General features: G+C 69.2%; 16 protein-coding genes. 7 read left to right on the forward strand and 9 right to left on the reverse strand.

From position 1 onward, the window contains the following. The first annotated feature begins 69 nt into the window (after positions 1-69). The gene (locus tag K5L49_RS05810) at positions 70-1,281 is read left to right on the forward strand and encodes a winged helix-turn-helix domain-containing protein (protein ID WP_223691046.1); all 1,212 of its coding nucleotides are present in this window, start codon (positions 70-72) and stop codon (positions 1,279-1,281) included. A gap of 37 nt (positions 1,282-1,318) precedes the next feature. Here K5L49_RS05810 and K5L49_RS05815 read toward each other — a convergent pair whose 3' ends face one another. Both K5L49_RS05815 and K5L49_RS05820 read right to left on the reverse strand, forming a co-directional pair. Then, complete coding sequence (locus K5L49_RS05815; RefSeq protein ID WP_223691047.1) at positions 1,319-2,224, reverse strand: M48 family metalloprotease; 906 nt, start codon at positions 2,222-2,224, stop codon at positions 1,319-1,321. A 9-nt stretch (positions 2,225-2,233) separates the two neighbouring features. Beyond that, a complete protein-coding gene (locus K5L49_RS05820) occupies positions 2,234-2,800 on the reverse strand; it encodes a LemA family protein (RefSeq protein WP_223691048.1) in 567 nt (188 codons plus the stop codon). A 172-nt stretch (positions 2,801-2,972) separates the two neighbouring features. On the opposite strand from K5L49_RS05820, the gene K5L49_RS05825 reads away from it, so the two are divergent. The 3 genes from K5L49_RS05825 to K5L49_RS05835 are packed head-to-tail and all read left to right on the forward strand — an operon-like array spanning position 2,973 to position 5,154. After that, positions 2,973-3,590: a TetR/AcrR family transcriptional regulator gene (locus tag K5L49_RS05825; RefSeq protein WP_223691050.1), complete on the forward strand. Its 618-nt coding sequence runs from the start codon at positions 2,973-2,975 to the stop codon at positions 3,588-3,590. 32 nt (positions 3,591-3,622) lie between these two features. Next, a complete protein-coding gene (locus K5L49_RS05830) occupies positions 3,623-4,423 on the forward strand; it encodes an ABC transporter ATP-binding protein (protein ID WP_223691052.1) in 801 nt (266 codons plus the stop codon). Further along, positions 4,420-5,154: an ABC transporter permease gene (locus tag K5L49_RS05835; RefSeq protein WP_223691054.1), complete on the forward strand. Its 735-nt coding sequence runs from the start codon at positions 4,420-4,422 to the stop codon at positions 5,152-5,154. The genes K5L49_RS05830 and K5L49_RS05835 overlap by 4 nt, the downstream gene beginning before the upstream one ends. Before the next feature lie 176 nt (positions 5,155-5,330). Here K5L49_RS05835 and K5L49_RS05840 read toward each other — a convergent pair whose 3' ends face one another. The 5 genes from K5L49_RS05840 to K5L49_RS05860 all read right to left on the reverse strand — a co-directional run bounded on the left by K5L49_RS05840 (position 5,331) and on the right by K5L49_RS05860 (position 10,800). After that, positions 5,331-6,065: a hypothetical protein gene (locus K5L49_RS05840; protein ID WP_223691056.1), complete on the reverse strand. Its 735-nt coding sequence runs from the start codon at positions 6,063-6,065 to the stop codon at positions 5,331-5,333. A gap of 250 nt (positions 6,066-6,315) precedes the next feature. Beyond that, the gene (locus tag K5L49_RS05845; RefSeq protein ID WP_223691065.1) at positions 6,316-7,629 is read right to left on the reverse strand and encodes a D-arabinono-1,4-lactone oxidase; all 1,314 of its coding nucleotides are present in this window, start codon (positions 7,627-7,629) and stop codon (positions 6,316-6,318) included. After that, a complete protein-coding gene (locus tag K5L49_RS05850; RefSeq protein ID WP_223691067.1) occupies positions 7,626-8,897 on the reverse strand; it encodes an amino acid deaminase/aldolase in 1,272 nt (423 codons plus the stop codon). Before K5L49_RS05850 ends, K5L49_RS05845 begins: the two co-directional genes overlap by 4 nt. Then, the gene (locus K5L49_RS05855) at positions 8,897-10,153 is read right to left on the reverse strand and encodes an MFS transporter (protein ID WP_223691069.1); all 1,257 of its coding nucleotides are present in this window, start codon (positions 10,151-10,153) and stop codon (positions 8,897-8,899) included. The genes K5L49_RS05850 and K5L49_RS05855 overlap by 1 nt, the downstream gene beginning before the upstream one ends. Next, entirely contained in the window at positions 10,150-10,800 is a 651-nt protein-coding gene (locus K5L49_RS05860) for a TetR/AcrR family transcriptional regulator (RefSeq protein WP_223691071.1), read from the reverse strand. Before K5L49_RS05860 ends, K5L49_RS05855 begins: the two co-directional genes overlap by 4 nt. 171 nt (positions 10,801-10,971) lie before the next feature. On the opposite strand from K5L49_RS05860, the gene K5L49_RS05865 reads away from it, so the two are divergent. Beyond that, on the forward strand, positions 10,972-12,177 hold the full coding sequence (locus tag K5L49_RS05865) for a hypothetical protein (RefSeq protein ID WP_223691073.1): 1,206 nt from the start codon (positions 10,972-10,974) through the stop codon (positions 12,175-12,177). Next, positions 12,174-13,169 (forward strand): hypothetical protein, encoded by a 996-nt coding sequence (locus K5L49_RS05870; RefSeq protein WP_223691075.1) that lies wholly within the window; start codon positions 12,174-12,176, stop codon positions 13,167-13,169. The genes K5L49_RS05865 and K5L49_RS05870 overlap by 4 nt, the downstream gene beginning before the upstream one ends. A gap of 56 nt (positions 13,170-13,225) precedes the next feature. Here the strand turns inward: K5L49_RS05870 and K5L49_RS05875 are convergent, their stop codons facing one another. Then, the gene (locus K5L49_RS05875) at positions 13,226-13,522 is read right to left on the reverse strand and encodes a YchJ family protein (RefSeq protein WP_308116520.1); all 297 of its coding nucleotides are present in this window, start codon (positions 13,520-13,522) and stop codon (positions 13,226-13,228) included. Between the two features lie 501 nt (positions 13,523-14,023). Continuing rightward, entirely contained in the window at positions 14,024-14,617 is a 594-nt protein-coding gene (locus tag K5L49_RS05880; protein WP_223691079.1) for a TetR/AcrR family transcriptional regulator, read from the reverse strand. 130 nt (positions 14,618-14,747) lie between these two features. On the opposite strand from K5L49_RS05880, the gene K5L49_RS05885 reads away from it, so the two are divergent. Continuing rightward, positions 14,748-16,217, forward strand: coding sequence for an MFS transporter (locus K5L49_RS05885; protein WP_223691082.1), 1,470 nt, complete (start codon positions 14,748-14,750; stop codon positions 16,215-16,217). The last annotated feature ends 29 nt before the right edge of the window (positions 16,218-16,246 follow it).

Genomic DNA, 16,246 nt, shown 5'->3' on the forward strand with positions numbered 1-16,246 from the left:
AAGCCGCAGATGGACGCCGGATGAACGCCCGTCGAACCGCTGTCCGCGGCTGGCACTAGGGTCGTCAACGTGTTTGAAAAGGTCTCCCCCGCGCTCGCGCGGCGCATCGCGCTCGGCGCCCAGGGTTTCGGTCGGCCGCGCCCGGCCGTGGTCGGAACACGCCAGCTGAACGGTCTGATCGACCGGCTCAACCTGCTGCAGATCGACTCGGTCAACGTGTTCGAGCGCAGCCACTACCTGCCGGCGTTCGCCCGGCTCGGCGCCTACGACAAGACCCTGCTCGACCGGCTCACGGTAGAGGCGAAAGCACCGCACACCGAGTATTGGGCCCACGAAGCCGCTTTCGTTCGCCGCGAAGACTGGCCGCTGTTCCGCTGGCGGATGGAGGCGCAGTTGCAGCACTACACCGCCGACGCCGACGCCTGGTTCCCCAGCAACCGCACCACTGTCGACTGGCTGCGCGCCGAGCTGGCCGCCAACGGGCCGCTCACCGCGGGCGAGATCGAGCACGACGCCAACCACCGCACCGGCCCCTGGTGGGGCTGGTCCGATGTAAAGCGCGCCCTCGAGTTCCTCTTCATCTTCGGCGAGGTCGCCATCGCCGGGCGCACCCGGTTCCAGCGCCGCTACGCGCTCGTGCACGACGTGCTGCCGGCGACCGTGCTCGACACGCGCGTCGAGACCCCGGATGCGGTGCGCGAGCTGATCCGCCGATCCGCGGTCGCCCACGGCATCGGCACGGCCGCCGACCTGGGCGACTATTACCGCATCCGGCGCGCACCGGCCCTCGCTGCCATCCGGGAGCTCGAAGACGCCGGCGAGCTGCTGCCGGTGACCGTGGACGGCTGGGAGCGCGGCGGCCGGCCCGAGGCGGTCTGGCTCCACAAAGATGCACGGCTCCCCCGCCGCATCGACGCCGTCGCCCTGCTTTCCCCCTTCGACCCGGTGGTCTGGTTCCGCGAGCGCGCGCTGAGGATGTTCGATTTCCACTACCGCATCGAGATCTACACCCCGGCCGAGAAGCGCGTCTTCGGCTACTACACGCTCCCGCTGCTCGTCGACGACCGCATCGTCGGGCGCGTCGACCTGAAGAGCGACCGGCAGGCGGGAATCCTGCGCGTGCAGTCGGCGTGGAGCGAGCCGGGGGCTCCCGCCGACACCATCGAGAGACTGCGTCCACTGCTCCACGAGACCGCCGCCTGGCAGGGCCTCGGCGGTGTCGAGGTCGCCGCCCCGCACCGTGGTGACCTCGCCCCGCAGCTCGCCGCTGCCCTGCGCTGACCCCCCGAGACAGCTGCCCCGGATGTTCGCGCGCAGGCTAGAAGGTGCCGCCCATCTTCTCGAGGCGCTCGACACGCTCCGGGATGGGCGGATGGGTGCTGAAGAGGCGGCTCATCAGACTGGGCTTCAGGGGGTTGGCTATCCAGAGGTGCGCCATGGAGGAGTTCTGCTTCTGCATCGGGCGACCGTAGGCCTCCAGCTTGAGCAACGCGCTGGCCAGTGCATCTGGATGACGGGTCGTCATGGCGCCGGTCGCGTCCGCCAGGTATTCGCGCTGCCGCGAGACGGCGAGCTGCACCAGCGTCGCCACCAGTGGCGCGATGATCGCGGCGATCAGACCGAACACGATGATGATCGGGTTGCCGCCCCCACCGCCACCACCGTTGTTGTTGTTCCGACCGCCGCCCATGCCGCCGAAGAAGGCCATGCGCAGGAAGATGTCGGCGATGAAGCCGATGGCCACGGTGAGGCCGAAGACGATCATCGACAACCGGATGTCGTAGTTGCGCACATGCCCGAGTTCATGCGCCATCACGCCCTCCAGCTCGGCGTCGGTCATGATGTCGAGCAGACCGGTGGTCGCGGCGACCGACGCGTGGTCGGGGTCACGACCGGTGGCGAAGGCGTTGGGCGCCGGATCGTTCACGATGTAGACCGCCGGCATCGGCGTTCCGGTGGTGATCGAGAGGTTCTCGACCACGTTCCAGAGACGAGGATTGTCGGCCTTCTGAATCGGCACCGCACCCGACATGCTGAGCGCCTGACTGCTCGCCAGGTAGTACTGCACCCAGGCGTAGAGAACAGCTCCCACCAGCACCACGATCAGGATCGTGTAGCTGTGGTAGAGGATGCTCGCCAGCCACGCCAGGCCGCCGATGATGATCAGGAACAGCAGGATCGTGAAGACCGTATTGCGTTTGTTCCTGGCGATAGCCCTATACATCGACGCTCGCTAGAACTGAACGCGCGGGGGCTCGGCGATGGCCGCGAGGTCAGAGACCTCGAAGAAGTCGCGCTCGGAGAAGCCCAGGCGCTTGGCGAAGATGTTGTTGGGGAACACCTTGATCTTGGTGTTCAATTCGCGCACGCCGCCGTTGTAGAACCGGCGCGAGGCCTGGATTTTGTCTTCGGTGTCGACGAGGTCGGCCTGCAGACGCAGGAAGTTCTGGCTTGCCTGCAGCTGCGGGTAGGCCTCGGCCACCGCGAAGATGCTCTTCAGTGCGCTCTGCATGTGCCCCTCGGCCACGGAGGCCTCGGCCGGCCCCTGAGCGGAGAGTGTCTCGGCCCGGGCCTTCGTGACCGACTCGAACACGCCGCGCTCGTGCGCCGCGTATCCCTTCACGGTCTCGATCAGGTTCGGGATGAGGTCGGCACGCCGCTTGAGCTGCACCGTGATGTCGCTCCACGCCTCGTCGACACGCACGTTCAGCGTGACGAGGGAGTTGTAGGTGGCCCACAGGTAGATCCCGATGATCGCAACGATGACGACAACGATGATGACCGGGATGAGCCATTCCATGTTGGGATACTCCTTGGTGACGGGCACGGAAACCCGCGCGGTGAACTCATCCTAACGGCGGCTGAGGTCGCTCCCACCGCGTTCCCACCACTCTCAAAGCAACCACGGTGCCCATCGGCAGAATCACGCCGTGGACGGTGCGGGATCGCTTCGGACGCGGGAGAATGCAGGAATGAGCGAGCTGGTGGAACGCAAGCGGCGAGGGCGGCCACGCGGCGCGCGGGACACACGGGCACTCATCCTGAAGGCCGCCACCGATGAGTTCGCCGACCGGGGCTACGAAGGTGCCTCGTTGCGGGCGGTCGCCCGACGGGCGGGCGTCGATTCAGCCCTCGTGCATCACTATTTCGACGACAAGGCCGAGCTGTTCACCGCCGCGCTCGAGGCCCCGCTGCGTCCTGATCGCGCACTGGGTGTCATCCTCTCCGGCCCGCGGGAGGATGTCGGGGCGAGCATCGTGCGATTCCTGCTCGAGAGGCTGGAGTCCGAGAAGGCGCAATCCCGCATCGTCGCGATCCTGCGCACCGCGCTCGGCAGCGGACCGGGCAGCCGGATGCTGAAGGAGTTCCTCGCCCGCGAGGTGTTCCTCCAGCTGGCCGCTGCCTCCGGCGCCGCCGATGCGGAGCTGCGGGCGAACCTCGCCGCATCCCAACTGGTCGGCCTGCTTGTCACGCGCTTCGTGCTCCGGCTCGAACCGATCGCCTCCGTCGAGCCGGAAGAGCTCGCCCGCCGAGTCGGACCGGTCGTCCAGTGGCATCTTTTCGGGGATCCGGCCGCCGCCGTCTCTTGACGCGCGGCAGGTCCGGGCGAATAATTCATCACATGATGAATTCGTCGAGTGCGGTCGCCATCGAGGGCCTCCGCGTCCGGCGAGGGCGCCGGACGATCCTCGATGGGCTCGACCTCAGCATCCCGCGCGGCCAGGTCGTCGGCCTGCTCGGGCCGAGCGGCTGCGGCAAGACGACACTCCTGCGTTCGATCGTCGGCGTGCAGAAGGTGGCCGGCGGACGCGTCTCCGTGCTCGGCGAACCGGCCGGGTCCGCTGCGCTGCGCCACCGGGTCGGCTACGTGACCCAGGCGGCGAGCGTCTACGACGACCTCACGGTTCGCCAGAACCTCTCGTACTTCCGACGCGTGCTCGGAGCGGGCGCGGACGACGTGGAACGGGCGATCGCCGCCACCGATCTGGGAGACAACGCCGGTCAGCTCGTCGAGACCCTCTCGGGCGGTCAGCGCAGTCGTGTCTCACTCGCCGCCGCGCTGCTCGGCTCCCCCGACCTGCTCGTGCTGGACGAACCGACGGTCGGACTCGACCCCCTGCTGCGTGCCGACCTCTGGGACCTGTTCCACCGCCTGGCCGACGGCGGGACCAGCCTCCTGATCTCCAGCCACGTGATGGATGAGGCGAGCCGCTGCGACCGCCTCCTGCTCATGCGCGACGGCGCCGTGCTCGCCGATGCCACCCCCGACGAACTGCTCGCCCAGACCGGCGCCCCGGATGCCGAGGGCGCGTTCCTTTCGCTCATCCGCCGACACCACCGCCGGCAGGCGACCGCCGACGACGGGAACGACCGCCCGACAGGCGCGATCGCGACCACCGAAGACGGCGAGGCCGAGCGATGACGTTCACCCGCACCTTCGCCACTGCCGGCCGCGTGCTCACCCAGATCCGCCACGACCCGCGCACCATCGGCCTGCTCATCGTGGTGCCCAGCCTGCTGATCGGCCTGGTGGCGTGGATCTTCACCGACACGAACACGTTCGCGGCGATCGGGCCAGGGATGCTCGCCCTCTTCCCCTTCATCGTCATGTTCCTGGTCACCAGCATCACTACGCTGCGCGAACGCCGCACCGGCACGCTGGAACGACTGCTGTCGATGCCGCTCGGCAAAGCCGACTTCATCCTCGGCTACACGCTCGCGTTCGCCCTGCTCGCCGTCGTGCAGACCCTGGTCGCGGTCGGGTTCGCGGTGTGGGTGTGCGGCCTCGACATCAAGGGGAGCATCTGGCTGCTGATCGCCGTCGCCCTCGCCGACGCCATCCTGGGCACCACTCTCGGCCTGTTCGTCAGCGCTTTCGCCCGCACCGAGTTCCAGGTCGTGCAATTCCTCCCCGCCCTGGTCTTTCCGCAGATCCTGCTCGGCGGCATCTTCCTGCCCCGGGACCAGCTCCCGGACGCGCTGCACATCATCAGCGATTGGCTTCCGCTCTCGCATGCCATCGACGCGCTCAACGCCGTGGCGAACGACACTCACGACGCGGCCTATGTGGGCGGGGAACTGCTGATCATCGGAGCCTTCGCCGTCGGCGCGATCGTGCTCGGCTCGCTCACCCTGCCGCGCCGCACCCCCTGACGGGGATTCTCGCCTGTTCCACCACATCCGTCCGGGCTCGGGGTGAGGGCAGGGCGACGGCGGAGTGAGGCGACGCCGCGGCGTCGGCCTTCCCGAGTGCCCGACACCGGGGAGGTCGACGCCGCGATCGTTCCACCGACAGCATCCGTGGTCGGACGGATGCCGTCAGAGCTCGGCTACGGACAACCCCAGTATCCCGACGGGGTCAGCACGAGCGTGGCACCGGGGCACGGACCGCACCCCGAGTTGTCCGGAGGTGTCGACGACACCCCCGGGGCGTAGCGCGGCGCCGGGGCGGCCGGGGCCGCAGACGTCGCGTTCGATCGCACCGTTCCGCCGGTGTCGGCGGTTCGGGCGGTCTGGTATTCGGCCGCCGCCCGTGCGGCGGCGGCTTCAGCGGCCTGGGCCGCGAGGCGCTGGTGCTCGGCGGCCTCCCAGGCGGCGACCGAGTCGGTCACCGCCTTCTCGGACTCTTTCACGCTGACGACCGCGGCGGTGATGCGGTAGGCGGTGTCGCTCGCGATGCTCGCCGCCACCGTCTCGATGGCGGCCGAGAGAGCGGTGCGGCCCGCCTCGGCTGCTTTGCCCGCACTGAAGGTGAGCACTCCGCGGGCACGGACCAGCTCGGTGGTGGCCGATGTGACGGCGGCGATCCGGCGCGCATCCGCCGTGCCGACCCGCAGGGTGGCCGCGGATGCGTAGTGCGCGGTGTCGAGTCGGGTGACGGCCGCCGTGCGCGCCGCCTCCCGGGCTTCGACCGCCGAGGCGGGAACGGCTCCGCTGGTGGCGGTGACGATACCCACGGCGACGGCGAGCGCCGCGACGAGGCCGGCCGTGCGACGGACGGCGGCGTGCCGCATCCCCGTCGAGCGCGTCGGCGTGCTGGTGGGGCGGGCGGACGAAGCGGACATCGGGATCTCCCTGAAGATGAATTATTCTCAATAACTCACAGGCAATTCACAGCTAACACGGAGTGTTCCAGGGAAATGAGGAGCTGTCAAGATTCACAGCAGTAACATCCGCCACAGCGGTTTCGGCCGAAACGGCGAAAGTCCTCGGATTCCCCGGAATCACCGGGAAATCCGAGGACTTCTCACTCGACGTGGTTCTCGGACTCGACACCCGCTTTGGGGACAACCGATGGGTGCCGATCCCGACGGTTCAGCCGCCCAGCACCCGCGCGAGATACTCGTTCGCGAACAAACGGTTCGGGTCCGTCCTGTCTCGCACGGCGAGGAAATCATCGAACCGCGGATAGACGGCGCGCAACGATTCGGCATCCCGATAGTGCATCTTGCCCCAGTGCGGGCGACCGTCGTGGGCCATCATGATCGCCTCGACGGCACGGAAGTACTCGGCGGGGTCCTCCCGGTAGTACCGGTGCACGGCGATGTACCCCGTCTCGCGTCCGTAGGAGGTCGACAGCCAGTTCTCATCCGCCGCCGCGGAGCGCACCTCGACGGGGAAGGAGATGCGCCAGCCCCGCTTCTCGATGAGCCGCTTCACCTCGCCCAGCGCCTCGGGCACGGCCGCGCGGGGCAGCGCGTACTCCATCTCGCGGAACCGCACGGTTCGATTCGTCACATAGACCGACGGCGAGACATCCGTGAAATCGCGGTTGCCGGTGAGTCTCTGGGCGAGCCTGCTGAACGGCGGGATGATCCCCGGCGCCGCCGTGCCGAGCGCGCACACCCCCCGATACAGACCATTGGCGAGCAATTCGTCGTCCAGCCAGCGCCCGACGGTCGGCAGCGGCGCCCGCTCGTGCGTCATCGGCAGCCGGGTGTTCGTCTTGGTGAGCGCCGTCTCGGTGTGCGGAAACCAGTAGAACTCGAAATGGTCCGCGGAGGCCGACCGTTCGAGGTAGCCGTCGAGGGTCTCGGTGAGAGGCTCCGGACGCTCCACCGCCTGCAGCAGGTAGGCGGGGACGCACTGAATCGTCAGATCCACGATCACTCCCAGCGCACCGAGTCCGAGTCGCGCGGCCGGAAGCAGCTCGGGGTTCTCCGTCTCGCTGATCGTGAGCACCTCGCCCTCCCCGGTCACGAGCGTGAGGGCGACGATCTGGGTGGCGAGCCCGCCGAAGCCTCCCCCCGTGCCGTGCGTTCCTGTCGAGGTGGCGCCCGCGATCGTCTGCCGGTCGATGTCGCCCATGTTCTGCAGCGCGAGACCGTACGGCTTCAGCAGACGGGGCAGTTGGTGCAGATGCGTGCCTGCGGCGAGCCTGACCCGGCCGTGCTCCTCATCGACGGCGAGCACACCGGAGAGCGCACCAAGGTCGAGCTGCACTCCCGGTGCCGCCGCGATGCCGGTGAAACTGTGCCCGGCGCCCACCGCTTTGACCCGCATTCCCTGACGGGCAGCGGCCAGGATCGAGCGCTGCACCGCCTCGGGGCCGGCAGGGCGCTCCACCCGGGCCGGCCGGATCTTCTCGCTGCGCCCCCAGTTGCGCCAGACGGCTCCCGTGGCCGTCATAGGAAGACCTGACCTTCACCCCGGTAGCTGGGAGTGGATCCGACGACCGTCGCGCGGCCGCCGACCGTGTCGACGAGATGGAACTCGTTGACGTGCTCGCTCAGCTCGCCCGACTTGGTGTGACGCAGCCACACCCTGTCCCCCACCCGCATGACGCCGGCCGCCGCACCGGTGAGCGGCGTCTGCACCTCGCCCGCCATCTCCCGGTCGACCATCTTCAGCCCGGTCGGCCAGGCGACCTGCGGCATCCTGTCCTCCCCGGGAGGGCCGGATGCGATCCACCCGCCGCCGAGCAGCGTCGCCGTCTCCGGCCCCGGTCGCCGCACCACGGAGAGCGCGAACGACGCCGCCGGCGCCGGACGGAACCCCTGGTAATTGTCGAAGAGGTGCCCGCCGAACAGCCCACTGCCGGCGGCGATCTCGGTGACGGATTCGTCGGACGCGGTGAACTCGAGCGATCCGGTGCCTCCGCCGTTCACGAACTCCAGCTCGGCGACCTCGCGCACGCTCGCCACGGCCGCGCCCCGGCGTTCGATGAGCTCCGCCTTCGAATTCTTCTGCATCCAGCGCACTGTCGCCCCCCAGGCGGCGCGGCCCCGCGGCTTGTCGCCCTGGCCCGCGATCTGCGCCTCGTACCCCATCATGCCCACGAGCCGGAACCCGGGCCGGGCGACGATCGTCTCGGCCAGGGTCCGAGCTGCGGCCGGGGTGTAGACCGGCGAACGCCAGACCCCGATATGGCCGAGCACCGGACTCTGCCATGACGAGTCGAGTTCGAGGCAGAGCCGGATCGTCTCCCGGTCGGCCGGCGCCACGGCGGCGTCGATCAGGTCGAGCTGCGCCACCGAATCGACCATGAGGGTCACTCGGGCGGCGAGTTCGGGTGAGGCGGCGAGGCGACGGATGGCCGCACGGTCGGCGGTCGGGTAGCCGACCACCACATCCTCGATCGCCGGATGCCCCTCCGAGCCTTCCGCCAGCCAGATCGCCTCGGGCAGGGTGTACGCCAGCACGCCGTGGTATCCCGGCAGCGCGAGCACCGCATCCAGCACCGAACGCACCCGCACCGACTTCGACGCCACCCGGATGGGCTTGCCGGCCGCTCGCCGCAGCATGTCGTGGGTGTTGTGCCGCAGCGCCGGCAGGTGCAGTACAGCGAGCGCCGGGTCGAGTCTCGCTGTGGCGGCGGACAGCGCCGGCCAGAAAGTGTCGGGCGCTGTCCAGGTGCGCTCGGTCGCGGCGGGTTTGGTGGACAGGTCGATGGGCACTAGCGCACCGCTTTCACTCGGGCGACCGCGAGAGCACCCGCGAACGCGAACAGACCGGACATGATGAAGAGGCCGACGAACCCGCCCAGCGCCGCGACGACGCCCGCACCGATCAGCGGCGCGATGGCCTGCGGCACTGCAGTGGCGATGTTCATGATGCCAAGGTCTTTGCCCCGGCTCTCCGGGTCGGGGAGCACCTGGGTGGCGAGCGCCTGGTCGACCGAGAGGAAGCAGCCGTAGCCGAGGCCCAGCAGGCCGGCGGCGATCATCGCCACGGACAGCTCCGGCACGAACGCGAGGAGCAGCGCCGCCACGCCCTGGATGGCCGAGGAGAGGAACACGAACGCCTTGCGCCTCCCCAGCCGGTCAGAGAGGCGCCCCATCACGAGCGAGGCGATGATCACGAACACCATGTAGATGAGGATCAGCACCAGGAGGTCGTCATCGGCGTTCCTGTCGTGCAGCCCGAACTCGAGGAAGTAGAGCAGCAGGGTGGTGCCGAAGGCGTTGCCGAAGTTCACGAGCACGCGGCTGAGGAGTGTCCAGCCGAAATCCGGATGCTCGCGCGGGCTGATCCACAGGCTCTCGATGATGCCGCGCGCGGTCATCTTCTGCTTCAGCTCCTTCGGGAGCACCGCATCCGGGAGGAACAGGAACGGGAACACGAGCACCAGCAGCAGCACGGCCATCGCGGTGTACCCGAACAGGGTGCCGACGAACACATAAGTGACGAGGGAGACCCCCAGGATGATCCCGACGGCCTGCGGCGCGCTCAGCCACCCCGAGACGTAGCCGCGCTGGCCCACCGGCACCTGGTCGCTGATCGTCGCGGTGAGCGCCGCGGTCAGGATGCAGAACCCGGTGAGGGCGAGCGACCAGAACACACCGATACCGACGATGGTGGTCTGGGCGCCCAGGATGATCAGCGACACCGCGAACACCACGGCACCCGCGGCGATCCACGGCCGGCGTCGGCCGAAGCGGCTCGTGGTGCGATCGGAGAGGGCTCCGGTGAGCGGGTAGGCGACGATCGCGCACACGCCGGAGATGCCCGAGATGATGCCGAAGGCGACGACATTGTCGACCCAGTACGTCGTCTTGAGCTGGGCCTGCACCTGGTCGGGCAGCAGCTTCTGGATGGGGGCGAGTTGCGCCATCCAGATTCCGAGCCAGGCGATGGCGAAGAAGGCGATCCAGCGGGAGGTGACCCGGCGGGTCGGTTCGGCGAACACCGCCGGAGAGGTGGTTTCGGTCATCGTGTCCTCGCGTTCGGGTTGGGATGGGGGGCGAGTGGTGCACGTGCGGGTGTTGCCAGGTCCGCCACCGCGTCGGCGGCGAAGTCCATCGTCGCGGCGGCGGCCGCGTCGTCGCGGGTGACCAGCCACGCGATAGTGAGCCCGTCGGTGAGCACGACGAGCATCCGGGCGATCTCGGCGGTCGGGCCGCGCCAGACGCAGCCGGTGAGTGAGGCTGCGGCCACGAGAGCCCGCTCGGCCACCGCGAAATAGCGGTCGTACTGCCGGCGGGCGAGGGGTTCGAACCCCGGTTCGCGCAGGGCCCATTGGGTCAATTCGAACATCGCCTTCTCGCGGTCGGGGTCGGCCCGCACCGCGTCGAAGTAGTTCTGAAGGCCGCCTCGCACCGCGTCGCGGATCGTCACGCCGCCGAGCACCGGCTGGAGCGCCGGCGCCAGCGCGGTCTCCTCGCCGTCGACGACGGCGTTGATGAGCTCGACCATCAGCTCGTCGCGCGAGGCGAACGCGTAGTGGAAGCTGGCCAACGACATCCCGGCCTCGGCGACGATGCTGCGGGTGGTGGCCGCCGAGACCCCGTCGCGCGCGACGACGCGGAGCGCTGCACGCACCAGGGCGGCGCGGCGGTCGACGGCGGAGATGCGCGTCATCAGGACTCCTGCTCGGCAGACCCGTCGCGCCTCATCGCGCGAAGAGTGGGTCGATTGACCCAGTTGTTAGTATGCCGCAAATCCGGCTCGTCGGTTTGACACCGTCGAATCCGCCACCTGAAATGGGGTGGAATGCGCCGATTTTCGTCAGATGTTTCGCCACCAGTCCGGTTGAGGGGGTCGACCGGACCGCTCGTCGCCGCCCTGGCCGCCGGCGCCCTGGCCCTCATCCTCCTCGCCGCCTGCGCGGCACCCGCGAGCGCTGCAGCCCCCACGCCGGCTGCGGCCACGCTCGATGTCCCGAACAACGCCACACCCCCGCCTGCCACACCGACCGAACCGCCGCAGGCGACGACCATCGATCCTTTCCCCTCTGCCCTCGTCACGACGTTCCCGCTTCGCGCGGCGGGAACGGGAATTCCAGACGATGTCATCCAGATCTCGGCCGGCGCCGGCGGCTCGGCCGGAAGCCTCTGCCAGGCCACCGTCTCCGCCGACGGCGGCTGGAACTGCGACCTCAGCGCCCCGCCGAACGGGCCGGCGATCGTGGTGCGAGCCGTCTCCCGCGACACCGGACAGAGCGCCGACGCCCGCGTGGACGTGCTCTCGCCGCCCACCATCATCGCGCCGCCGGGCGCGTTCACCGGCGGTGGCGTGCACGGAACGGCCTACCCGAACGCCCGGGTGACCGTGACCGGCGCCAGCGGCGCCACCTGCAGTTTCCCCGCCGATTCAGGCGGCACCTGGGGCTGCGTGCTCCACGGGGCACCGCCGGGGCGGACCACGGTCACTGCCACCCAGGTGGCGCCGTTCTCGACCCTGCCCTCTGCGCCCAGCGCCCAGGTTCCCATCGTGATCGACACGACACCCCCGGCCGCTCCCACGATCACGACCCCAGCCAGCGGCAGCACGGCCGGCCTCGGGCAGACGGTCGACTTCGCCGGGGCCGGCGAGACCGGCTCGCGGGTTACCGTCTACGCAAGCGACACCCGCGGCAGTTCCGTCATCTGTTCGGCACTCGTGCAGGCAGGGGCGTGGAAATGCCCCGGCACTCTCGCCGCCGGCACGTACGCCGTCACAGCCCTTCAATCGGATGCGGCCGGCAACGTCAGCCCGCCCAGCAACACCGTGAGTCTCCGTTTCGGCACCTCGTCGCCCGCGCCAGGAACCGCTCCCGGCTCCCCCACGCCCTCGGCTCCCCCGAGAAGCCCGTCGAGCACGCCGGCCCCGGCCGCTCCGGTGCCACCCGGAACCGGCCCGACCCCCACTCCCCGAGCGCCGGGATCCCGCTGCCCATCGTTCCCGGTTGGCTGGGGACCCCGTTCACGGCAGCGACAGCGCCAGTGGTGTCCGGTGCGGCCTTCCCCGGATGGTTGAGATCGCTGCTCCTCGCCGCTGCCGCCATCCTCCTGCTTGCACTCCCCGCGCGACTGCTCGCCGGCTCCCTCGCCCGCACCCGCTCCGAGAACGGCCCCCGGCGTCGCGGCCGGTTCTTCGGCCGCAATCGAAGCGCGAGTGAACTCCGCGCGGCCGAGACCCGGCTCGCCGACGCCACGGGAACGCCGGCCGCCGCGCAGGACGCGTCGGCGGTCACCGGGCCGACAGCATCCACGGCCGGCGTCGCTGCCCGCCCCTCCTCATCTGGGAATCGCCGGCTGCTCCCCGCCGTGTTCGCCGCAGCGGCCGCCCTCGTCACCCTGTCCAGCCCCGTTCAGGATCTCGGCGCCTATCTGCGGGTGCTGCTCGCCATCGTGCTCGCCCTCGCCGCGGTCAACGGGTGCTGGGTCGCCGTCGCCCGCTGGAGCGCGACCCGCCTCGGCGCCGGTCGCATCGAGGTCGTGTTCCGACCGACGCTGCTCCTGATCGTGGCCGCCGCAGCGATCGGTTCGCGGATGCTCGGCCTCCAGCCCGCACTGCTCTTCGGCCTCGTGCTCAGCGTGGTCGTTGCAGACGGCGCAAGCCGGACCACCCGCGCCCGGATCGCCGCCGTACAGGTGACGGGACTCGCCACGGTCGGTGTGCTGGCCTGGCTGGCCGTCGGCATTCTGCCGACCCCTTCGAACTCGCTATCGGCCTTCGCCACCGAACTCGCCAACTCGCTCGCGCTCCTCGGCCTCGGCTCCGCCGCGATCATGCTCCTGCCGGTGGGTCCGCTAGCGGGCCGCGCGGTCTTCCAGCGGTCGAGGCTCGGATGGCTCGCCCTCAGCCTGGTCATCGACACTCTGCTGTTCGCGCTGCTGCTGCCCGTCGCATCCCTCGTCGGGTCCGGACAGAACACCGTCGTTCTCGTCGTCGCCGCTATCGGCTTCGCCGCCCTCAGCGTCTCGGTCTGGCTCTGGGAGCGTTACGTCGAGCCTTCCCGCTCCTGACCCGCCGCTCGCCCGCTCGGATCCCCCCACAGGCGATGTTCTGAGCGTCACGACGCTCAGAACGCGGCGACGTAGAACCAGGCACCGTCTTCGCGCACGAAACTCGACACCTCGTGCTGTTCGCCGACCCGGTCCCCTTTGTGGAACGCACGGAACTCGACGACACCATCCCGATCGAATGGTCCGCCCCGCTCGGTGCGCAGAATGTCGAGCCGGTACCAGCGCAGACCGGCATAGGGTTCCAGCAGCGCCGGCCTGGTCGACGGATGCCAGCTGCGCAGCAGATGATCGATGTCGTTGCGGGCGAACGCCGTGAACCGGGAGCGCATCAGCCGCTCCGCCGTCGGCGCCACGATCTCGCCACGGAGAATTGGGCCGCAGCAGCTGTCGAACGTCTCCCCGCTCAAACACGGGCACCGATGGGACGCTGCGGCAGAAGTCACCCCTCGAGGGTACTGCGCACCGCCGGACGGTCGCGGCCGTCCCGAACAACCGCGGCCGCCGCGGCGATGTGGCTCAGCCGACGCCGCGGGGAGCGAGAAAGACCCGGTCGCGGCTACCGTCGGGGGATCTCTGGAACCGCGGCCGGGTCAAGGACACCACACCAGATTGGGCGTCTGACAGCATTGTGCGCTCGTGTGATGGATGCGGGCTATGGGTCGGCTGAGCGTTCTCACACGGTGCCGCCCAGCATTCGCGATAGCTGCGCGGGTGTAGCGTTATCGCATGGCTGGTTTGCTCATCGGGTTCATTGTGCTGGTGGTCGTCGTCGGTGGCGTCCTCGGAGTTTCCGCGATGGTCGCGATGGCCAAGGCGCCCTACCGCGACAAGAAGTGACCCTGCGTCGGTCACGCTCAGCGCAGACCGGCGAGGAAGAGGTTCAACACCCGCCGCAGGTCGTCTCGGGAGTATCCGCTCTTGTTCGCCGCCCAGGCGAGCGAGCTGGCGAAGACGAAGAGATCGTCGGCTTTGACGTCTGTGCGCACGGCCCCGGCATCCTGAGCCCGCACCAGCAGTGCCGCGGTCGCGTCTTTCATCAGACCGCACGGCGCGGTGAGCGGTGAGTCGCAGTCGTTGACGGCTTCGGCCACCGAGTCCGGCAGCCCGTCGTAACTGCTGAGGTGCCGGGCGAGTTCGATGAGCCACTCGTTCAGGGCTTCACCGGCGTCGGGCCGCGCCAGCAGCTCTTCGGCTTTCTGGTCGAGTGCCTGGCGGCTCTCCACCAGCGCGGCCGCGAGCAGACACTCCCGGTTGGGGAAGTGCCGGTACAGCGTCCCGGCGCCGACGCCGGCCCGCTTGGCGATGTCGTCGAGCGAGGTCTGCACGCCGTGTTCGCTGAACGCTTCGCAGGCCACCTCCACAATGCGGTCGTAGTTGCGTTGCGCGTCGGCGCGCAACGGCTTCTCGGCGACGCCGATCGGCGGCGTGCTGAGCGTCTCCGTGGCCACGTGAGCATCCTTTCGCAAAGTTCACTTCATCACCGTTGACAAAGCGGAGACAGTCTCCGTATTGTTGAACACTCAAGAGGAGAGTCTCTCCGAATAGCAGTCTACGTCCTGCGAGAAACGGATGCACAGCATGACGACCACCGAACTCAGCGAACACCCGACAACACCACCCCTCCCCCCGGCGCGCCGCACCCTGCGCGGTCCGGCCCTCGGCCTGATCGTCGTCTTCATCACCCAGCTCATGCTCGTGGTCGATGCGAGCATCGTGAACGTCGCCCTCCCCGACATCCAGAAAGAACTGCACTTCTCCCCCACCGACCTCTCCTGGGTGGTCACCGCATACGCTCTCGCGTTCGGCGGCCTCATCCTGCTGAGCGGCAAGATCGGTTCGATCGTCGGCGCCCGCCTCGCCCTCATGGTCGGCGTCGCGCTCTTCATCGTCGCCTCCGCGATCGGCGGATTCGCGCCCAGCCCCGAAATCCTCGTCGCCGCCCGCGTGCTGCAGGGCATCGGCGCCGCTATCGCCGCCCCCAGCACGCTCGTGCTGCTCGTGGCGAACACCACCGAAGGCCCGAATCGCGCCCGTGCGATGTCCCTGTTCGTGCTCGCCGCCGGCAGTGGCGGCGCGATCGGCCTCATCCTCGGCGGCTTCCTCACCACCAGTTTCGGCTGGGAGTGGGTCATGTTCGTCAACGTGCCGATCGGCATCCTGATCATCGTCGGGGCCGCACTGTTCCTGCGCGAGACCGAGCGGGTGCCCGCCAAGCTCGACCTCGGCGGCGCCGCGGTCTCCACCATCGGCATGGTCGCGCTGGTCTACGGTTTCACCCGCGCGGCCAGCCACGGCTGGAACGATGTGCAGGTGATCGTCTCGTTCGCTGCGGCCGTGATCTCTCTGGTCTCCCTGGTGTTCATCGAGCGCCGGCACTCGAGCCCCGTCGTGCAACTCCACTTCTTCTCCCGGATGCGCACCGCGACCCCCCTGCTCGGTATGCTCCTCGTGCCCGCCGGAATGTTCGGGTTCTTCTACTTCGCCGCCCTCTTCACTCAGAACGTGCTCGGCTTCGACCCGCTCGGCACCGGGCTCGCCCTCCTCCCGTTCGTCGCGGCGATGCTGGTGACCAACGAGATCGCGCCGCGCGTACTGCTACCCCGGGTCGGCGAGAAGGTGATCGGCGTGCTCGGTCTCAGCGGCATGACGATCGGTCTGGTCTGGCTCGGCCAGATGAACGCCTCCAGCACATTCGTCTCCGGCATCCTCGGCCCGGCGATCGTGCTCGGTATCAGCGCCGGCCTCACCTTCGCGCCGCTCACCTCCATCGCCATGGCCCAAGCACCGAAAGGCGAGGTCAGTGCCGCCTCCAGCCTCATCCAGGGCATGCAGCAGCTCGGCGGCTCCATCGGCGTGGCCGTGCTGACCACCGTCTTCATCGCGGTGACCGCTGTCTCGGGCGAAGCCCGCGGCATCTCGACCTCGCTCCTCATCGGCGCGGCTTTCCCCGCAGCAGCCCTCGTGCTGTTCGCGATCTGGGGGCGCCGCATCCCGGCCACCACCGGCGACGCCGAAGAAAGCGAGCAAGCCCCGGTGGTCCTGCACTGACCCTGACCTGACCTCTCGCGTCACACTGC

It is taken from the genome of Leifsonia poae (assembly GCF_020009625.1).
GTDB classification, from domain to species: domain Bacteria; phylum Actinomycetota; class Actinomycetes; order Actinomycetales; family Microbacteriaceae; genus Leifsonia; species Leifsonia poae_A.

Excerpts from the sequence above, each read along its gene's own strand:
- K5L49_RS05815 (WP_223691047.1), bottom strand. The coding sequence starts at position 2,224 with ATGTATAGGGCTATCGCCAGGAACAAACGCAATACGGTCTTCACGATC.
- K5L49_RS05820 (WP_223691048.1), bottom strand. The coding sequence starts at position 2,800 with ATGGAATGGCTCATCCCGGTCATCATCGTTGTCGTCATCGTTGCGATC.
- K5L49_RS05845 (WP_223691065.1), bottom strand. The coding sequence starts at position 7,629 with ATGACGGCCACGGGAGCCGTCTGGCGCAACTGGGGGCGCAGCGAGAAG.
- K5L49_RS05830 (WP_223691052.1), top strand. The coding sequence starts at position 3,623 with ATGATGAATTCGTCGAGTGCGGTCGCCATCGAGGGCCTCCGCGTCCGG.
- K5L49_RS05825 (WP_223691050.1), top strand. The coding sequence starts at position 2,973 with ATGAGCGAGCTGGTGGAACGCAAGCGGCGAGGGCGGCCACGCGGCGCG.
- K5L49_RS05835 (WP_223691054.1), top strand. The coding sequence starts at position 4,420 with ATGACGTTCACCCGCACCTTCGCCACTGCCGGCCGCGTGCTCACCCAG.
- K5L49_RS05860 (WP_223691071.1), bottom strand. The coding sequence starts at position 10,800 with ATGACGCGCATCTCCGCCGTCGACCGCCGCGCCGCCCTGGTGCGTGCA.
- K5L49_RS05840 (WP_223691056.1), bottom strand. The coding sequence starts at position 6,065 with ATGTCCGCTTCGTCCGCCCGCCCCACCAGCACGCCGACGCGCTCGACG.
- K5L49_RS05855 (WP_223691069.1), bottom strand. The coding sequence starts at position 10,153 with ATGACCGAAACCACCTCTCCGGCGGTGTTCGCCGAACCGACCCGCCGG.
- K5L49_RS05885 (WP_223691082.1), top strand. The coding sequence starts at position 14,748 with ATGACGACCACCGAACTCAGCGAACACCCGACAACACCACCCCTCCCC.